The sequence below is a fragment of the Metallosphaera sedula DSM 5348 genome, from assembly GCF_000016605.1.
Classification (GTDB): domain Archaea; phylum Thermoproteota; class Thermoprotei_A; order Sulfolobales; family Sulfolobaceae; genus Metallosphaera; species Metallosphaera sedula.
The window spans coordinates 782,801-798,776 of record NC_009440.1 but is presented as its reverse complement, the minus strand read 5'-3'; the positions used below and the strand labels follow the sequence as shown (position 1 = coordinate 798,776).

Sequence of the window (15,976 nt, the reverse complement as noted above, 5' to 3'; positions counted from 1 at the left end):
TAATTAACAATGATGAAGACTCAAGTAAAATTGGGCAAGAAATACATGATAAGGATTCCCAAGGGGATTGCCGAGGAATTGGATCTCAAGGAAGGGACCAGGTTCATTCTTAGGGTGAGGGGGGACGAAATGATCCTGAAACCCATCAGGGATCCTGTGTGGCTGGCAATTCACGGCAAGAAGTTCGCCACTATATCGCCAGAAGAAGTGGAAAGGATTAGCGAGGAAGAACAGTCTAGGACCGAGGGGGAATGAGGGTTCTTCTCGACACCAGCTTCGTTCTCCCCGTGTTGGGGGTTGAGGTTAAGGGCACGGAGAGCTCTCTGGAGAGGCTCTCCTCCCACGAGGTCTTTTTCTCCGAGATCTCTATGCTCGAGGCCCTTTGGGTACTCAAGAAGATGAGCAAATCCGGAACTCGGGTGGACATGAAAAGGGTGAAGGAAGGGCTCCTCAGCCTCTCAGGCTTCAAACGCGTCAAAACTCCCCTTAGGGTGTTCTACCTAGCGAGGCTGAACCAGGATAGACATAGGGACATGATAGACCTTACCCTTTACTTCACAGCCCTTTCCCTCAACATGAAATTCCTTACCTTGGACAAGGAGCTCGAGAGGATAGACGACAAAGGTGTCATCATCCACGATCTCCCGCCCTAGTTCACCAGCGACGTAAAAAAGTTGAAAACCTCTAAGGAACTAGGCCTCTTGTCCCTATTCTCGGATGTCATGTCCTTAATGAACCTCACTATCTTTGAGTCCAGACCAACAGCCTCAAGGGTAGAGTAATCCCTCAACGCGTACACCGAGTTGTCCAGGCCTCCGCCTCCTAGCGCCTTCTCCATGAAGGGTATCATGGGGGAATTAAGGTACCTTTTCGTGAGAAGGTAATAGATTGTGGCCCCCAGGGAGTACACGTCGTCCCGTGGATTGACCCCGCCGTATCTCGTGGAGGTCACCTGTTCCAACGACGAGTATTCCAGGGTAACTCCTGGAGGAACTCCCCCTATCTTAACCGCTGATCCCAGATCAGCAAGCTTGGGGTTAACCTCCCTCCTCTTCATTCTCTCGTATAGCTCACCTGCTGTAGGAGGGGGTTCCCTGTCTAGAAGAATGTTCGATGGCTTCACGTCACAGTGAACGTAACCCTTCTCGTGTATTTTGAGCAAACCGCTGGATATCCTTGAAATTATCATGAAAACCGCGGTCTTCCAGTTGTCAGAGTAAAACTGGACGTCATCCTTAACTAATCTACTCACGGATCCTCCTGCCATGAACTCCATAACTATCATGGGTGGATACTCTAGATAGTATCTAGGTTCAGTCAAGGCCCTCCTCACTGAGTCCCGATCCAAATGAACGCCCACAAGTTTAACCAGGTAGGGAGAGTCACTCAACTCGAGGAGGGCACTCTGCTCCTTGAATAGGTCATCCAGGACATTGATCACGTTTCTAGTTAGACCTGAGGCTGGGGACTGGGTCAGTTTCGGTATCTTGAGTGCCACAACTCCTCCGGGAGAGGAGGCTTTCATGACGTAACTGAAACCCCCTTCGCCTAGAAATTCCATTACCTGATAGCCGTAGAGGTTCCTCCCAACCCATACTGATGGATCCCAGTCACTCAGGGATAGGTGTGGTTCGACGTTTATGATTGACCTCTTACAAATTCCCGAGATGCATACCTCAACTTCAGCCACTCCACGTTCAGTGATATCAACCCTGTACTCCCCTGGACCTATACGCGATGGGGTTAGAGGAGTTCCATTCAATTTAACTGAAATCGTGTCAGGGTCGCTATACCCTAGAAGCTTGACCAGTAAGGAATTCTTATCCAGGGAGAGGGAAATATCGAAATCTATGAGGGGAACATTTTCCGTCTTCACGATTCTCCTCCCTCCATAAATGACCTCCACGCTAACTCTGTGAACTCCTGGAGGAGAGGAGACCTTACACAGGTAGTTCCCCCTGGTGCCCGTGGGAAGACATGAGACTAGCTTACCGTCCCAGGTCACAAGAAGTTGATCCACATCAACTGGAATCTCCTTGAACAGGAAGGTGTCACTGAAGAAAAGATGAAGGATGACATCAAATAGATTTCCAAACTTCCTTGAGCTCCATTTAATCCTGGGATTAAGCACCTGATAAAAATAGATGGGCCAAATTTGAGCTAAGCTGTGCTCTCTACAGGGGTTCGCCCTGCACCAGGTAAATCTTGAAGGGGTCTGACTATCTCCCTGAGAATTTCACCATCCCCTCTAAGTATACGCACGGCCTCGAAGGTTGAGATCTCTATTTTGTTCACGGAGTTGGGTACCTTTAACTTGGCTGAGTTCGTGATCACGAACCTCTTACCCACGGGATAGTTCCTCTTCTCATGCTCCACCGTCCTTACCTCAGGCAGAAGGTTGATCTCGTCATCGCTCTCCCTGTCATCTTTCATGAGCTTCACCTGACCCAGTACCGCCTGTTCGTCCTTTATGAAGAATATTCCCACCACCATGAACTTGCCGTTGGCCTCAACCCTTTTCCCCCTTGGATGGACGTAAGAGATACCCATCTCCTTTCCCTCGGATGACAGAACTTCCCTCACCATCTTCTCCATCTCCCTTGAGTCTTCTTCAGGGTTCTTAAGGGAGTGTGAGCTTCTCAGTTTCTCCCTGAAACAATCCAGGTTATCCCCACATTCCCTCTCAAAATTCTCAACTTGTGATTTCACGTACTGCAACATGGAACTGACTGTGTTGAGTTCTCCCCCACTCCATAGGGAGTATATGATGGGGAAGAGGTCCTCTGCTAGGGGATGACAGTAAGCATCTATGATTTCCTTGATGTCCTCCTGGGTAAGCACCGTATCGAGAGATACCCTGCTTTCATCCAATCTTCTTCTCACGGCCAAATCGGTAACCTTACTGTAGGAATCCGTGGGAATTGCCATGATTACTGGGATACCGAGACCAGCGTTAATCAGCCTGTGGATCTTGGGTATGTGAGAGTCCCTCACCTCATCTACCATGAGGTTAACGTCAATCACGTTCTTCAGGTCCCCGAGGAACTTCAACATTCCGTCAAAGTCCTTGGGGTAATTCGAACAGAATAGCCTGAGATGTATGTCGTCATACTTGTTGCAGACCTTGAGTAGCCAATCCTCTAGCTTAACACCGGTTAGCCTTCTAAGGAAACCGTAACCTAGCTTGTTAGCTTTGCCCCTGAGAGTGGGGAGAACCAGTTCCCTTATCTTGAATTGGTCCACCTTACCCCAGAACTCGTCCTCAATCTCTGCCTTACTAGCTAGGTCTAGGAAGAAGGTGAGACCTGGAGCTTCCTCCTGAGTCTTCCTGAGGATGGTAGTCTTTCCCATTCCAGGTTGCCCTATCACCGAGGCGATGTCCTTATTCTTGACCGCAAGTAAGGTCTTCTCGAGATATCTCCTGTAAGTTGGCCCGGCCAGAACCACGTTCTTAGCGTTCCACGTGGTTACGGTAACCTTGGGTACAGTGCATATCATGTTCTTACCTCTTTCTCTTAACTATCCCGTAGATGGAGCCCTTCCTCACGTACCCCTCGTCCCCTCCGGCGATTAGGTCATAACGGCTCTCTATGTGGTCGCGGAGGGTCGAGTAGAACTCCTCCTTACCCAAACCCATCTCCACACGAATTGCCTGAAGATGGGCATAGCCCAGGTTATCTCTCACTCTTTCATAGATCTCGTCAAAGGAATCTGTACTAACCTTGGTTCTCTCTAATAGGTATTCTTGTAATTTCCTTATTTCATCCCTCAGGTTAGATATCTCCTTGAGCACCTGATCCAACTTATCGAGGGATGGCTCGTAAGCCTTCCCACCCTTAACGGGAATAGATCTTATCTTTCCCTGTTCCTCTAGCCTCTTGAGGACTTCCTCTAGTCCCTCTCCCTGGAACTTCCTCTTCAAACGGGATACGGTAACTGGTTTACCGTCGTAGAGTCTCTGGATCTCGTTAAGGACGTCACTATCCTGGACCATGTTAATTAGCTTCATGGAATTACCTTAAATACCGGAGTATACCGTATTACCCCTACCTCTTCACGGTTTCAGGGAGGCCGATAACCGAACCTAACACCAGTAAAGACGATGCAATCAACGCAATTCCCAGGTCATTCTTGAGCCCAAAGGGCATCAAAAGGACTATGCTAACCCCGAAACCTCCGCCCACAAGTCTACCCAGGAAAAACACCAGGTTTGTTCCAGTGGCCCTCATCTCAGGCGGAAAGACCTCACTCATCCAGACCCCGAAATACGCGAAGAATGAGGAACCAATCATGAGTATGATCAGGGAAATGCTCAGCAAAAGGGGGTTGGCAGTGAGTAACATTAGAAGAGAGAACGGGACTGAGATCGCGATGAATAGGAAGGTGGTCCGTTTCCTTCCAATCTTGTCCGAGATTCTCCCTGCTAGGGTGAAGCTGATCATGCCCACTGCCAACGCAATCGAGATGATAAGAAAGGCATCTATCCTGAGTGAAGAAAGTAATGTGAAGGAGAGCGAGACCAAGGGAACCACAAAGAGGAAGGAGCCTACGGCAAAAATTGATCCGAGTATAAGCACCTTGAAGATGCTTACCTTTCTTGAGGTAGAGTGACTTCTCCGCGTTGATTCAGGAATAAGAAACCAGAGGATAAACGAGACCAGTGACACGAGTCCTAGAGATAGGAAGTAAATCTCTAGATTCCTAAAGAGAAATGCCCATAGCAGGCCCAAGAGACCCCCTATAAAGTACAATCCCTGCATCACACTCCCCACAAATCCCCTATACCTTGGGGGAGAGAGCTCCGCCGCGTAGGCGTAACTGATTCCGTTTTCACCATTAACGCCAAAACCTATGAGAAACCAGAGGACGTAAAGCAGGAACAAACTCTTCACAAAGGCGTTCAAAAGAAGGGGGACTACGAACAGGACGATGGAAACCAGAAGAGAGAGCCTCCTGCTCCACCTATCGGCTAACACGGAGAGGGCAACTCCGCCTATGGAACCCCCTATCCAGCTTAATGGAACGGTGAAGTATACTCCTTGCCCGTAAATCGAGGAAAGAGAGGGCAAGACAAAGCTAATGGAGTAAACGGATAGGGCAGCCAAAAGGAAAATGAGAAGGAGGGAGATAATGGTCTTTAACATATGGACATGAATGAATATCTCAAGATAAATTTTCACAATGAGACGCACTGGGCGTTCTCGTTAACTCGTTAATCATCTGAAACCAAAGGATTTAAGGATTGAACTCGAATTAAAGCTATGAATAGATCGATTATCCTCTTTGTCCTAGTGCTGGGAACGTTAATGGCTGCCGTAGATTCAACCGTCGTCCTTTTGGCTCTTCCCACGATCACCACCGACTTAAGAACTAACCTCGATCTCGCCATTTGGACTATCCTGATTTACCTGTTGGTAGTCGCAGTGATGACAACTCAGCTCGGAAGAATTGGTGACATCTTGGGAAGATCTAGGATGTACAATCTAGGTTTCGCAATTTTCACAGTGGGATCTGCGCTCTGCGGTTTATCTCCTACCGCTGACATGTTAGTAGCTTTTAGGGCTGTACAGGCCTTTGGGGCCTCCATGCTTCAGGCCAATTCTGGGGCAATCATAGCTGACACCTTCCCCCCAAATCAAAGGGGAAGGGCTTACGGTTACACCTCCATAGGCTGGAACGTGGGGGCAACTCTTGGGATAGTGGTGGGCGGAATCCTGACAACCCTAGTTGGATGGAGATACATCTTTTACATCAATGTTCCCATCGGAATTGTGGCAATCCTTCTAGGGGTAAAATACGTCAAAGACGTTCAAGAGAGAAGGAAGCAAAAACTTGACATTCCAGGAATGGTCCTATTGCTAGCTGGACTTTCAGCAATAACCTATGGAGCATCTGACGTGGCTGGGAGAGGCATAGATCTGTTTAACGGATCTCTCATCGGTGTGGGGGCAATACTAATTGCGGTGATGTTGGCTTACGAGAGGAGAGCTGAAAACCCCATAATTGACCTGAAGGCGTTTCAGAACAGGGTGCTCTCCTTTTCCATACTGGCGTCCTTTTTCCAGAGCACTGGATACCTCTCTGTGGTTTTCGTAATCATCATGTACCTCCAGGGAATTAGGGGTTTGAGTCCACTGAACGCCTCACTTCTACTTGTCCCAGGTTACGTGGTTGCCAGTGCCCTAGGTCCCATTGCTGGCAGGCTTTCAGACAGGATAGGTGCTAGGATACCAGCTACGCTAGGTATAGCAATGATGATGGGGGCCATACTGGTTTACCTCACCCTCACAATTACTACCCCACTGTACATGATCATTATAGCCTCCGTTATAGGTGGTTTAGGTTCAGCCATGTTCTATCCAGCAAACAACAGTGCCGTTATGGCAAACGCTAGGAGGGGGTTCTACGGAGGGGCTAACGGTCTTCTCAGGACCCTCGCCAATCTAGGAACGCTGTCCAGCTACGTCCTAACCCTAACTGTTGCGTCGCTATCAATACCCAGGTATGTGGCCTTTGAGGTGTTTCTAGGAACCACGGATCTGTTAGGTGGTGTGGAGCAGTCTTTCCTCAACGGTATTAAGGCAGCTTTGGTGGTAGCACTCTTCATCCTGCTCGTGGCCCTGGTGCTCTCAGCCTCTAGAGGGAAGGAGGTTAGGGTCGAGAAGATAGAGGGAACAACTAAACCTAGCACAACCTAATCTTTAAGGGTCATATCTTATCTTTTTCCCACGAGAAAGTTTGCACATGCAGAGGACGAGAAATCACGCTGCATATTTCATGTTACTTTTGACTTACATACTAGCTCTAGCTGGTTCGCTCAAACCATTCCTCCTGCTCTTTGCTCCCCTTGTAGCGCTTCATGCCGTCACTGTGGACCTCACGTACAGTAAAATGTTGGCCAGAAAGCTCGGAAAGTTTGACGTGAGCCTGATGATTATTAACGCGGTTCCTTATCTTTTCTTCTTCAGGCCTTACTTCTTGATTCCAGCCACGATATTCCTTCTTTCCATCGCCTTATCATACTCCAAGGTTAACGTGTTACCGCAGGTACTGGGAACGTTGGGCCTGTCCTCCTTACTATTACCTTGGATCTCCGTGGTCAAGAGCGTGACTCTCCTGGACATCTCAGTCTACATGGTGTGGTGCGCATATACCCTGGTGGAGGCGCTCTACGTCGAATATAAATTACCGTTCAGGAACATTGGGGCTAACGTGGTCAGGGGAATGTGGGGCATTTCCCTGATCGTGACCGGAGCTCTCTCCCTTCTCTTTCCTCCCCTGGCAATCAGTCTGATCGAGCCTAGTGTCAGATTCTTCAGACCTGGAGAAAAGTTGAGAAGTGCCTCAGAGATAAGGGATCTGGGAAAGAGGGGAAGCAAGAGGACTATAGCCTTGTTTACGCTTTTGGTAATCACATTAATTCTGTATCACGTTGTGGGAATAGTTGGCGTGACTATACCCTCGTTGCCTTTCTTATCAGGACTTCATGCCACAAGTTCCTAGGTTCGCGTGAAGCGATAGAACCCTTAAGGTTAAGGGTATTAATAGATATTTTGTTTTTCCTACACTGGACTCATGAAACCAGGATTTATATTGCTGATAATGGGGATTGCGCTTCTCCTTCTGGGCGGAATACCAGCAGTACTTAACTTCATGGATAATCAAGGCTTCCCTTACCCGCTTCCCACAACCTTCTTTCAGGCCCACTGGTTCGTGATGGTCTATGGTTTCTTTCTTCTGCTCATAGGAAACGAGTTACTTGTTGCCTTAAGTAACGAATGGAGAGGAACTTCAGCTCCTACTTGGTTAATCGTGCCCTTTGGGATATTAACCTTGATATCGAATTTGCTTGACGAGCTCAACAATCCTCTGTCCTATTATCTAGTGATCGTTGCACTCGTTCTCCTCATCAATTATTCAAGGGTGTACCTCTCTCCCTCAAGGATTGGACTTAAGCCCACAGCCTACAATTACCTTCTTTTCTACACACTTATCATCACATCAATTATCGTGAGTTTCCAGGCCGTCTTCGGCTTACCTTGGCTGGGATTAGCCTTTCCCGCGCTAACCATTTTCGCGGTAATGAGCAGGGACCTGGGACTCGTTCTTGGGGGAAAGAGAGTTAATCAGGATGAGATGACCCTAGCATACGTTTCGCTAGCCCTAGGTATCTTGAGCTACGGTACCGTGATCTCTCCAATTCTCATCGTGATAGGATGGGGTTTATCGCTTCACAGTTCAGGAATTCCTTGGTCAAAGGGAAGGCTCTATCCTAGGATAGCCTTAACCACTGCATGGACATGGCTCTTGATCTCCGCACTTGTGCAGGGAAATTACGACGCTTACATTCACTCCATTGCCCTTGGTTTCCTGTTTAACACGGTTTTCGGGGTCGACTCGGTCCTCATAGATATGCTCGTGGGGATCACGGGGAAGAGACTGAGTGTAAAACCATCTTACGTTCCCCTCATCCTGCTTAACTTGGGACTCGTGATGAGAGTTGCCTTCGATCTAGGCATAAGCTCGCCCCTACTCCTCCTCTCCGCACTCCTACAGGGGATAGGGATACTATCATTTTACGTGCTCACCTTTAGGCAAGTAATTCCGCAGATGAGAAAGGTTGATAAGGATGAGACCCTTATTGTTAAGGGTGAAAGGACCACTAGAAGTTGAGCTATACGTTAGGAGGAGCGATTGCAGGGTAATGCAGGTAATGGGTGAGACCCATACCGTGATAGAGAAGGTATCACCAAGAACCGGGTTTACGGACCATCTCATAAAGACAGACGTTACTCCAGAGCTTAAGAAGGAGTTAAGAGACAAGGGAGTCAGGGTAATTAACCTGGGAGATTCGAGGATATGGGCTAGGGCACCAAGCTGTTCAGCATGCAGGTTCTTTACGGGATCAGACGCCATGATACTGAACGCCTGGCCCCTAAGTAAGGATGAGATAGTGTATAGGTTACTAGTGCCCTCCATGGGGTATCTGAAAGAGTTGCTGTCAGAGCTCAATAAGCTGAACATGAAACCCAGGGTTATGAAGTCGAGGGAGGCAACAGAAAATGATACCGGACTTACCCCAAGACAGTTACAGGCCCTCATGTTGGCCTACAAGAAGGGATTCTTTAACGTGGAGAGGAAGTCCTCCCTCACTGATCTGGCAAAGGTCATGGGAATAAAGCCCTCGTCTGCTGAGGAGCTTCTTAGAAGGGCGTTACAAAAGGTCGTGGGGGAGTACCTGAAGAGCCTGGAGAAGGATGGTTCCTAGACCTTAAGGATTAGGGTCCATCCTTATATTCGAGGGAACAGAGTAGCTAAGTGTCGTCGCTGTTTGACAGCATTAATTCCTGGGAGTTCAAGCCGTATAGGAGGATGGGTGTTACCATAGATGAGGAGATGTTTTACGCCAAGATTCTCGCAAGGTTTGTGGAGGGCCTGAGTCCCAGGAAAGTCTTGGATGTGGGTTGCGGGAACTGTCTTTTCAGTCTCGTCCTCAAGAAGAGGTTCCCTCATCTCGAGATCACGTCTCTTGACCTATGGAACGATGAGATTTCGGTGACTGAGATCAGGGGCTATCTTAGGGACGTTGACACCAACCTAGTTCAGAACCTCTTTCCTCTGCCCTTTAGGGACGACCAATTTGACCTGGTATACGCTCCGCTTTACTTCTACAATGTGGTAAAGAGTAGAAGGGATGAACTTGCCATGGAAATCTTTAGGGTATTGGGCAAAAACTCCTTCCTAATACTCGTGGACTTAGAAATCGTAAGAAACCTCAGGAAGAGCTTTCTGAAGGCAGGGTTCGTCGAGAGGAACTATTACGCAAACCAGGGAGTATTCTTCTCGTTGATGCAAAAGACTTGACTGACCTCCCTCCTCACCCTAAAGAGTGAGGGTTCCCTCAGGGTGATTCATTAGTTTGCGGTTTACCATCTTCATTTTCATCACTTCATTGCTAGTGGAGGGGTTCCTCCACCTCGCTCCATTCGTCCAGTGGTAGACCACGGGCACGGTCTTGTGCCCATTATCCCTATCCCTTGTAGGAGTTGTCCTCTTCTTCCACGTCTTTGGGACTCGGGGATATGTATTTTCCCCACTATGGGGACACACTTAATCTATTTATTCCTTTATACAGAGATAAAAAACATTACCCTGTCTCAGGGAGGCTTGTCTGTTCTACTGTCAGCCTATTTCTTCTCCTCACAACTCAGCTGAAACACGGATCATCATTACCCAACTACACGTCCTTGCCATAATATTTCTTACAGATCTCCCTTGCCATTAACTCAGGATCGTCAAAATAGTGGATCTCCCCAAACCCCCTCTCATCGAGTCTGTCTGGAAAGGCCTGAGCCAACCTATCCGTGTTCTGACCGGTTCCGGTCAGAACGTAAACAGATTTGCCCATGGCGTATGCCATCATTATCTCGGTCATGGTTCCCGTCTCTCCTCCAAGGCTGACTAGGATATCTCCCGATCTGGCTATGAAAACCGACCTGCATCTGGGATCACATCCCGTGTCAATCCTGATGACCTCGCTTGGCGTAATGACGTGCTCGGCCCCCTCAGGGATTATTGTGACAACCTTGTGTCCATCACGTACGGCCTCGTCTACAACAACAGCCATTAGACCCCAGTAACCGCCTAGGATGAAGACCTGCCTGTTGCACCTCGTCATGGTACTAACGAACCTTCTTGCCTTCTCCTTGAGCTCATCCTTTGGCTCTGTTCCCAGGGCAGCTATGGCAATTTGCATGGTTATTGAATGTATACTGAATATATAAAAAATAGTGTTTCCAGTGTAGTTCTACCGTGCGGAAAGGGTCAAGGTCTGAACAACATTTAATCCCATGTCTCGATTTCAGGGCATGGACAGGAGATTTTTCCTGACCACTGGCCTAGTGGCAATGCTATTCAATTCCGTGTATCAGTACTCATGGAACGCCTTCTTTCCGTTGCTCGTGAAGGGTTTCCATGCATCTGCAAGCTCCGTAGAGGTCGGCTTTGCGCTGTTCGTGATTTCCTCGACGTCATTTCAAGTGTTGAGTGGAAGGATTTCAGACCTCAGGGGACCTAGAGTGATGGGTTCCCTTGGTGTTCTTGCCTTCTCCTTCGGCCTAATCCTGAGTTCGTTGATACCAAGTCTCCCCCTCTTTTACGCCACCTGGACCCTAGGTAGTATCGGTGAAGGAGTTCTTTACGGGATTTCCCTGAACCTAGCCATCAAGTGGTACGCGGAAAGAAGGGGGTTGGCCTCAGGTCTAGTTTCCATGGGCTTCGGCTTAGGGGGAGCCCTCGTCAATCCCCTTATTGAGCTCTCCAACAATTTCAGAAGTTCCATGTTAGCAATTGGCGTCGCCTCTTTGATCCTTCTCCCGCTCTTTCTTCTCTCAAGATACCCAAGTGACGTGAGGGGTTCATCTCCAGGGGAAACTTTGAGGGAGACCAGGTTTTGGCTCATCTACGTATCCTTCGTTCTAGCCTCTCTTCCCTTACTTGTTGCGTCTTCCTCTCTAGGAGAACTAGGTCAGTACCTCAACAGCGTGGAATACACGATTGCCACCATATACTTTCCAATAGCCAGCGGAGTGGGAAGGCCTATCATGGGGTACCTCACCGACCGTCTCGGGAGATTAAGGGGAATAGACTACATGACCGCGGGTATCCTGCTAGGAACATCCCTCGTGGTGATTGGGTTCCTGGGAAGAAACCTGCTCCTACTGGCGGGGATAGCCCTGGTGGGAATAATGGGAGGAACTACTTACCCCCTTTACTCAGCGCTGGTGGGAGACTTGTACGGGCCTAGATACTCCACCGCAAACACTTCCCTCCTCTACACTGGTAAGATAGTCTCAGGGGTTCTAGGAAGCCTCATCTTTTCCTCGCTGTTTCAGTACAGTAATGTCCTTGGATTGGGTTTTATCATGGGGGCGACAGCCCTGTCTACGGTTTCGCTCGCTCTACTTCATAGAATCACAAGAGGAGCAAGCTAAAGGGAAAAGTGAAAAGAAGAGAAAAAAAAGCTATCTCCTTCTAAAGTCCAGGGCTATACCCACGATCGCCAGAATTAGGGCAACTATTGCCACTATCTCCCCTACATTTGCCGTACTGTGAGCCGTCGAAATTCCCTGAGTTAGTGTCTCGTTGAGATTTGAAACCTTCTGCGACACGGATTGTAGCTGGTTCTCAAATACCACGTTCGTGGTTACCGTCGAGTTAAGACCGTCAGCCTGATTAGCCGTAACGCTAATCTCGTGCGTCCCGTCAGCGTATTTGAGGGTGTCAAGGTTAACTTCGTGAGTTCCATTACCTTGAAAACTTGCTAGCAACTGTCCGTCTAGATACACCAGGACCTGTTCCACGTCCTGTCCCTGTACCGTGATTGAAATTGTCACGTTTCCAGTGATGTTCTGATAGGGGGCAATTCCCAGCTGTATTATGGGAGGTCCCGGAGTTATGCTGGTTATTCTAGTTTGGATAGGTGATACCACGGAGGAGAGGGCCACTAGGTCTTGGACCTGGGAATCGATTAGCCTCACAGTACTGTTAATCAGGACTAGTTTATTGGCCAACACATTTACCAGCGTGGCCTGAGTGTTCCTCAGTATAAGCGTTCCAGTAACGTTGGATAGGGTAATTGTTACGTGACTATTAATTATGGTATTATTCCCCAGGAAGAGATCGTTCACCAGGTTCCCATTAACGGTAAGCGTGTCGTTCTGGAACGCTGAATCATAAGTCTGGACAGCTGTATATGACGGATCGTTAGTGATCAGGGTGTAGGGTTCCACGAAGAATTCTCTCGAATTGGAGACGTTGGTAGATGTGACACCCCCGTAGGCTGAAACTCCAGTGACTAGAACCTTAAAGGGCTCAGCAAAGTAGGAATTACCTAGATAGGTCAAGTTACCTAGGGATAACGTTGAGGGCAGGGTAACGTTTCCGGTCCACAACCCGCTAGTGGAGTTATACCACAGTGGAACCTCTAGCACAGTCGAGATCAACGAGTACTCTTGGGTAAGGAGTGTAGGGAACACGGTGGCGGAGAACATTCCATACTTGACAACCTTCCCATTAGCTGTTATATTGCTGTAAATGTAGAGTGTAGATCCCTGGATCACGTAGGTATTAGAGAAGTTTAGTGGCGTCACAACCCTGGATCCAACGTAGATCTGACCGTAGTAAAACCCAGGAATTGTCTCGTTCAGGGTATACGAGTCGTAGGACGCGAAGAGGAGGATAGTGTAGAGTCCGGGGCTGGCGTTTTCTGGAACTCTCAGGTAACCTAGATAGGTCGTCCCCGTGTAGAGGACCTGAGTCTTAGATATCACTTGACCGTTATATAGAAGTTCCGCGGTGACGTTGGAACCGGTCATCAGGTCGCTTGCCGTCCTAGGAGCTGACGACACTAGGTTAGTGGGTGGAGTCAGCCCTCCCTCGATAATGATGTCCTGACCTGGATAGACGGTGCCGGGCTCGGCTATGGTTGGGGAAAGGATGAAGAAAGAGTTGAGGCCTATCCCGTTAAAGATTGCGTCGTAGCCGTAGGCATTAACCACCTGTAGAAGAAGAGGACCAGCGGGGAAATTGCCCTGTATCATACCACTCCACGCATTAAACACGGGGTTGAAGGTTAGGGAGGTTTGATTGACGAGGGTAAAGGAGTTATTGGTTACGTTATACGAATACACGTTTAGATTCAGGACTGTGGTATTGGGGGCAATCCCTCCAGAGGGACTTGTAACGTTGACCACAACGTTTATGCCCGAGCCAGTCCAGCATACCTGATAGGGAGCTGGGAATAGGAACTGAACGAAGTAACCGGAATATGTCTCCACAATTCCGTATCCGCTAGTCCCATTGGACTCTCCCCACACAGTCACAAAAGTGATACCGGTATCGTTCTCAGGTACACCTAGACTAGCTGACCAGATACCTGATCCCTCGTCGTTTAGCTTCACCGTAGTGACGTTCCCACTAACCGTTTCCAACGTAACGTAAAAGCTACCGCTATTCACCGCCTGCCCATTGAGGGTGACGTTAGCCTTTACACCTAGGGTCTGTCCTGGAAGGATAGTGGTATTGGACACGTTAACCATGATGGATAGGGAACTGGGTACATCCTTCACTAGGGAGGCGAACTCTCCAACGTTGAGTTGTCCCCATCCCGTGACTAGGTTGTAGCCGTAGGACGCAACCCACGGTATGTTATAACCGAAGGTAATAGGGTAGAAGGCCTTCTGATAATCTGCTTTTGCGAGATAGTAAAGATCAGGGTTTATGTTCCCGAGCTTGGAGTGGGTATACTGCATCACCAAGGTGAGAAGCCCGGCAGTTAAAGGTGAGGCCTCGCTCGTGCCTCCAGAGATTGCAGTTACGTTCCCTGGACACACAATGTAGATTCCAGGGTAAACATCGGCGTTGGCTGAGATATCGGGAATTTCCTTACCGTTGGGAAAACCCTTCGGGGTAGTAAGCCCCCACTGATAGTAGGGCTTTGGTTCGACCTGACTAATCCCTCCAGTACTACCTCCGTAATTCACGCCTGGAGGCACAAAACCATAATTGGACCATGCTGTAACATTGAAGGAGAATCCTCCAAAGGTTATGTAGGTTGTGGTACCACCCATGGCCGTGACAAAGGGCGAGCTCGCTGGATAGCCCACGGAACCTAGGGGACCTGCACTGTATCCGCTACCCCCACCGTCTCCGCTGGAAGCTAGGAACGTTATTCCCTCGGCATTACCCATGGCATAGTATTGATCAGTGAGAACGACGCACTGATAAAACAGCGAACCCGAAAACTCAGGTATGAACTCGTCAGGTATCGAAAAGCTCTGGGAAAGCGTATCCACTTTGTCCTGGGACACTATCTCGGCAATGACGGAGGAAAGGGGCAAATTCCCATTAGCTATGTAAAGCACAATATTTGCACCTGGTGCCATGGCATGGGCCGACTCCACATCTAAGCTTATCTCACCCGCCCACCCCTGGGTAATGCCTAGGTTGGGATCGTAGGGACCAATGGGTATAATCGAGAAGTTAGGAGGAGCTGGAACGTTGTATATCTTGTCGAAATATGCTAACTGTTGCTGGATGTATGGATCACCGTAAAAATCTAAGATTCCAACAGTGTAGTTGGTACCATTCACTCCCTTGCTGATCAGGGAGGAAACATTGTAGACTCCTCTCAACTCAGTTAGTTTATACGCCTCTATGGGCGCAGTTAAATTTGGTTGATTAACTGTCTCCCTAAGCTTGTTAACGTCGCTCTGAGTGAAAAGAGTTGATGGATGAGAGAAGAAAAGGGCTGAGACATTACTTGATATAACTATTCCAGGCACCTTTGGGGTTCCCATTGCCGTGTAGTAGTAAGTTGTTCCGTTGCTCATGAGAACATAATGGATACCCAACACCTGTGAGAGTTGTGATGCGGTTCCCTGAACCACTATAACAGAATCTGCGGCCGTAAACATTACGTGAACATGGTGACTGGCTAGGTAATTCATGACACTGGAAAACTCCGCGCTAGGATAGAATAGATTCTTCACCTGGGAGGGCGATAGGAACTTGTGGTAAAGGGGCGACCCGGGGTTTGATACCTGCTCCGCGTAGTAATAGAGAAGGTTTAAGTTCCTCAAGGGGATGTATATTGAGGCGATCACGGGAGTATTACCAGAAAGGTTGGTCTCCTTGAAACTCGGTAATCTAGTTGATAGTGTTTCATGGACAAGGGTACCAGTGTTCGCAACACTGATTAAAGCCGGGGTTACAACTGAAAAAATAAAGAGGTATAGGGTCAATTGAGCTAGAAAAGTTTTACCCATTACATTGAATATTATCCCCTCATTAAAATATTTTACCTAAAGGATCTATTAGCAATTGAAAATCAGCTCTCGTTTTCTATGGAGCGTCACCTAGAAAAGTTGGGCTCCACTAAAGCCTTTTGTTACCTTAATCTTCCCTTATTATCAAA

Annotated in this window: 14 protein-coding genes; 8 read left to right on the top strand and 6 right to left on the bottom strand. The window is 48.4% G+C overall.

The genetic code is table 11. The features are described 5' to 3' along the window. Positions 1–12: 12 nt before the first annotated feature. Positions 13–255, top strand: coding sequence for an AbrB/MazE/SpoVT family DNA-binding domain-containing protein (locus tag MSED_RS04405; protein WP_144418741.1), 243 nt, complete (start codon positions 13–15; stop codon positions 253–255). Then, on the top strand, positions 252–653 hold the full coding sequence (locus MSED_RS04400) for a PIN domain-containing protein (RefSeq protein ID WP_012020824.1): 402 nt from the start codon (positions 252–254) through the stop codon (positions 651–653). The genes MSED_RS04405 and MSED_RS04400 overlap by 4 nt, the downstream gene beginning before the upstream one ends. Here MSED_RS04400 and MSED_RS04395 read toward each other — a convergent pair. From MSED_RS04395 to MSED_RS04380, 4 genes are read right to left on the bottom strand one after another with little or no spacing between them, the layout of a single operon-like run. After that, the gene (locus MSED_RS04395) at positions 650–2,131 is read right to left on the bottom strand and encodes a protein kinase domain-containing protein (RefSeq protein WP_012020823.1); all 1,482 of its coding nucleotides are present in this window, start codon (positions 2,129–2,131) and stop codon (positions 650–652) included. The two genes, MSED_RS04400 and MSED_RS04395, sit on opposite strands and share 4 nt — an antisense overlap. 29 nt (positions 2,132–2,160) lie before the next feature. Beyond that, a complete protein-coding gene (locus tag MSED_RS04390) occupies positions 2,161–3,498 on the bottom strand; it encodes a hypothetical protein (RefSeq protein WP_012020822.1) in 1,338 nt (445 codons plus the stop codon). Positions 3,499–3,502: 4 nt separating this feature from the next. Beyond that, the gene (locus MSED_RS04385) at positions 3,503–3,994 is read right to left on the bottom strand and encodes a hypothetical protein (RefSeq protein WP_048060275.1); all 492 of its coding nucleotides are present in this window, start codon (positions 3,992–3,994) and stop codon (positions 3,503–3,505) included. Between the two features lie 52 nt (positions 3,995–4,046). Continuing rightward, positions 4,047–5,144 carry an MFS transporter gene (locus MSED_RS04380; protein ID WP_012020820.1) on the bottom strand — a complete coding sequence of 366 codons (1,098 nt, stop codon included), beginning with the start codon at positions 5,142–5,144 and terminating at the stop codon, positions 4,047–4,049. Positions 5,145–5,261: 117 nt separating this feature from the next. Here MSED_RS04380 and MSED_RS04375 point away from each other — a divergent pair, with 117 nt between their 5' ends. From MSED_RS04375 to MSED_RS04355, 5 genes are all read left to right on the top strand, one after another. Beyond that, a complete protein-coding gene (locus MSED_RS04375; RefSeq protein ID WP_012020819.1) occupies positions 5,262–6,698 on the top strand; it encodes an MFS transporter in 1,437 nt (478 codons plus the stop codon). A 46-nt stretch (positions 6,699–6,744) separates the two neighbouring features. Continuing rightward, on the top strand, positions 6,745–7,503 hold the full coding sequence (locus MSED_RS04370; RefSeq protein WP_012020818.1) for a hypothetical protein: 759 nt from the start codon (positions 6,745–6,747) through the stop codon (positions 7,501–7,503). Between the two features lie 72 nt (positions 7,504–7,575). Then, on the top strand, positions 7,576–8,673 hold the full coding sequence (locus MSED_RS04365; RefSeq protein WP_012020817.1) for a hypothetical protein: 1,098 nt from the start codon (positions 7,576–7,578) through the stop codon (positions 8,671–8,673). Further along, positions 8,651–9,268 (top strand): helix-turn-helix domain-containing protein, encoded by a 618-nt coding sequence (locus MSED_RS04360; RefSeq protein WP_225938867.1) that lies wholly within the window; start codon positions 8,651–8,653, stop codon positions 9,266–9,268. Before MSED_RS04365 ends, MSED_RS04360 begins: the two co-directional genes overlap by 23 nt. 50 nt (positions 9,269–9,318) lie before the next feature. Next, on the top strand, positions 9,319–9,864 hold the full coding sequence (locus MSED_RS04355) for a class I SAM-dependent methyltransferase (RefSeq protein WP_012020815.1): 546 nt from the start codon (positions 9,319–9,321) through the stop codon (positions 9,862–9,864). A 373-nt stretch (positions 9,865–10,237) separates the two neighbouring features. On the opposite strand, the gene MSED_RS04345 is transcribed toward MSED_RS04355, so the two are convergent. Next, positions 10,238–10,756, bottom strand: a complete 519-nt coding sequence (locus tag MSED_RS04345; RefSeq protein WP_012020814.1) for an SLOG cluster 4 domain-containing protein — start codon at positions 10,754–10,756, stop codon at positions 10,238–10,240. Between the two features lie 112 nt (positions 10,757–10,868). Between MSED_RS04345 and MSED_RS04340 the strand changes: the two genes are divergently transcribed. Next, entirely contained in the window at positions 10,869–11,993 is a 1,125-nt protein-coding gene (locus tag MSED_RS04340) for an MFS transporter (RefSeq protein WP_048060015.1), read from the top strand. A gap of 30 nt (positions 11,994–12,023) precedes the next feature. Here MSED_RS04340 and MSED_RS04335 read toward each other — a convergent pair whose 3' ends face one another. Next, on the bottom strand, positions 12,024–15,827 hold the full coding sequence (locus MSED_RS04335) for a protease pro-enzyme activation domain-containing protein (RefSeq protein WP_012020812.1): 3,804 nt from the start codon (positions 15,825–15,827) through the stop codon (positions 12,024–12,026). Between the last annotated feature and the right edge of the window lie 149 nt (positions 15,828–15,976).

Coding starts and splice junctions, on each gene's coding strand:
- MSED_RS04405 (WP_144418741.1), top strand. CDS start 13: ATGAAGACTCAAGTAAAATTGGGCAAGAAATACATGATAAGGATTCCC.
- MSED_RS04400 (WP_012020824.1), top strand. CDS start 252: ATGAGGGTTCTTCTCGACACCAGCTTCGTTCTCCCCGTGTTGGGGGTT.
- MSED_RS04390 (WP_012020822.1), bottom strand. CDS start 3,498: ATGATATGCACTGTACCCAAGGTTACCGTAACCACGTGGAACGCTAAG.
- MSED_RS04385 (WP_048060275.1), bottom strand. CDS start 3,994: ATGGTCCAGGATAGTGACGTCCTTAACGAGATCCAGAGACTCTACGAC.
- MSED_RS04380 (WP_012020820.1), bottom strand. CDS start 5,144: ATGTTAAAGACCATTATCTCCCTCCTTCTCATTTTCCTTTTGGCTGCC.
- MSED_RS04375 (WP_012020819.1), top strand. CDS start 5,262: ATGAATAGATCGATTATCCTCTTTGTCCTAGTGCTGGGAACGTTAATG.
- MSED_RS04370 (WP_012020818.1), top strand. CDS start 6,745: ATGCAGAGGACGAGAAATCACGCTGCATATTTCATGTTACTTTTGACT.
- MSED_RS04365 (WP_012020817.1), top strand. CDS start 7,576: ATGAAACCAGGATTTATATTGCTGATAATGGGGATTGCGCTTCTCCTT.
- MSED_RS04345 (WP_012020814.1), bottom strand. CDS start 10,756: ATGCAAATTGCCATAGCTGCCCTGGGAACAGAGCCAAAGGATGAGCTC.
- MSED_RS04340 (WP_048060015.1), top strand. CDS start 10,869: ATGGACAGGAGATTTTTCCTGACCACTGGCCTAGTGGCAATGCTATTC.
- MSED_RS04335 (WP_012020812.1), bottom strand. CDS start 15,827: ATGGGTAAAACTTTTCTAGCTCAATTGACCCTATACCTCTTTATTTTT.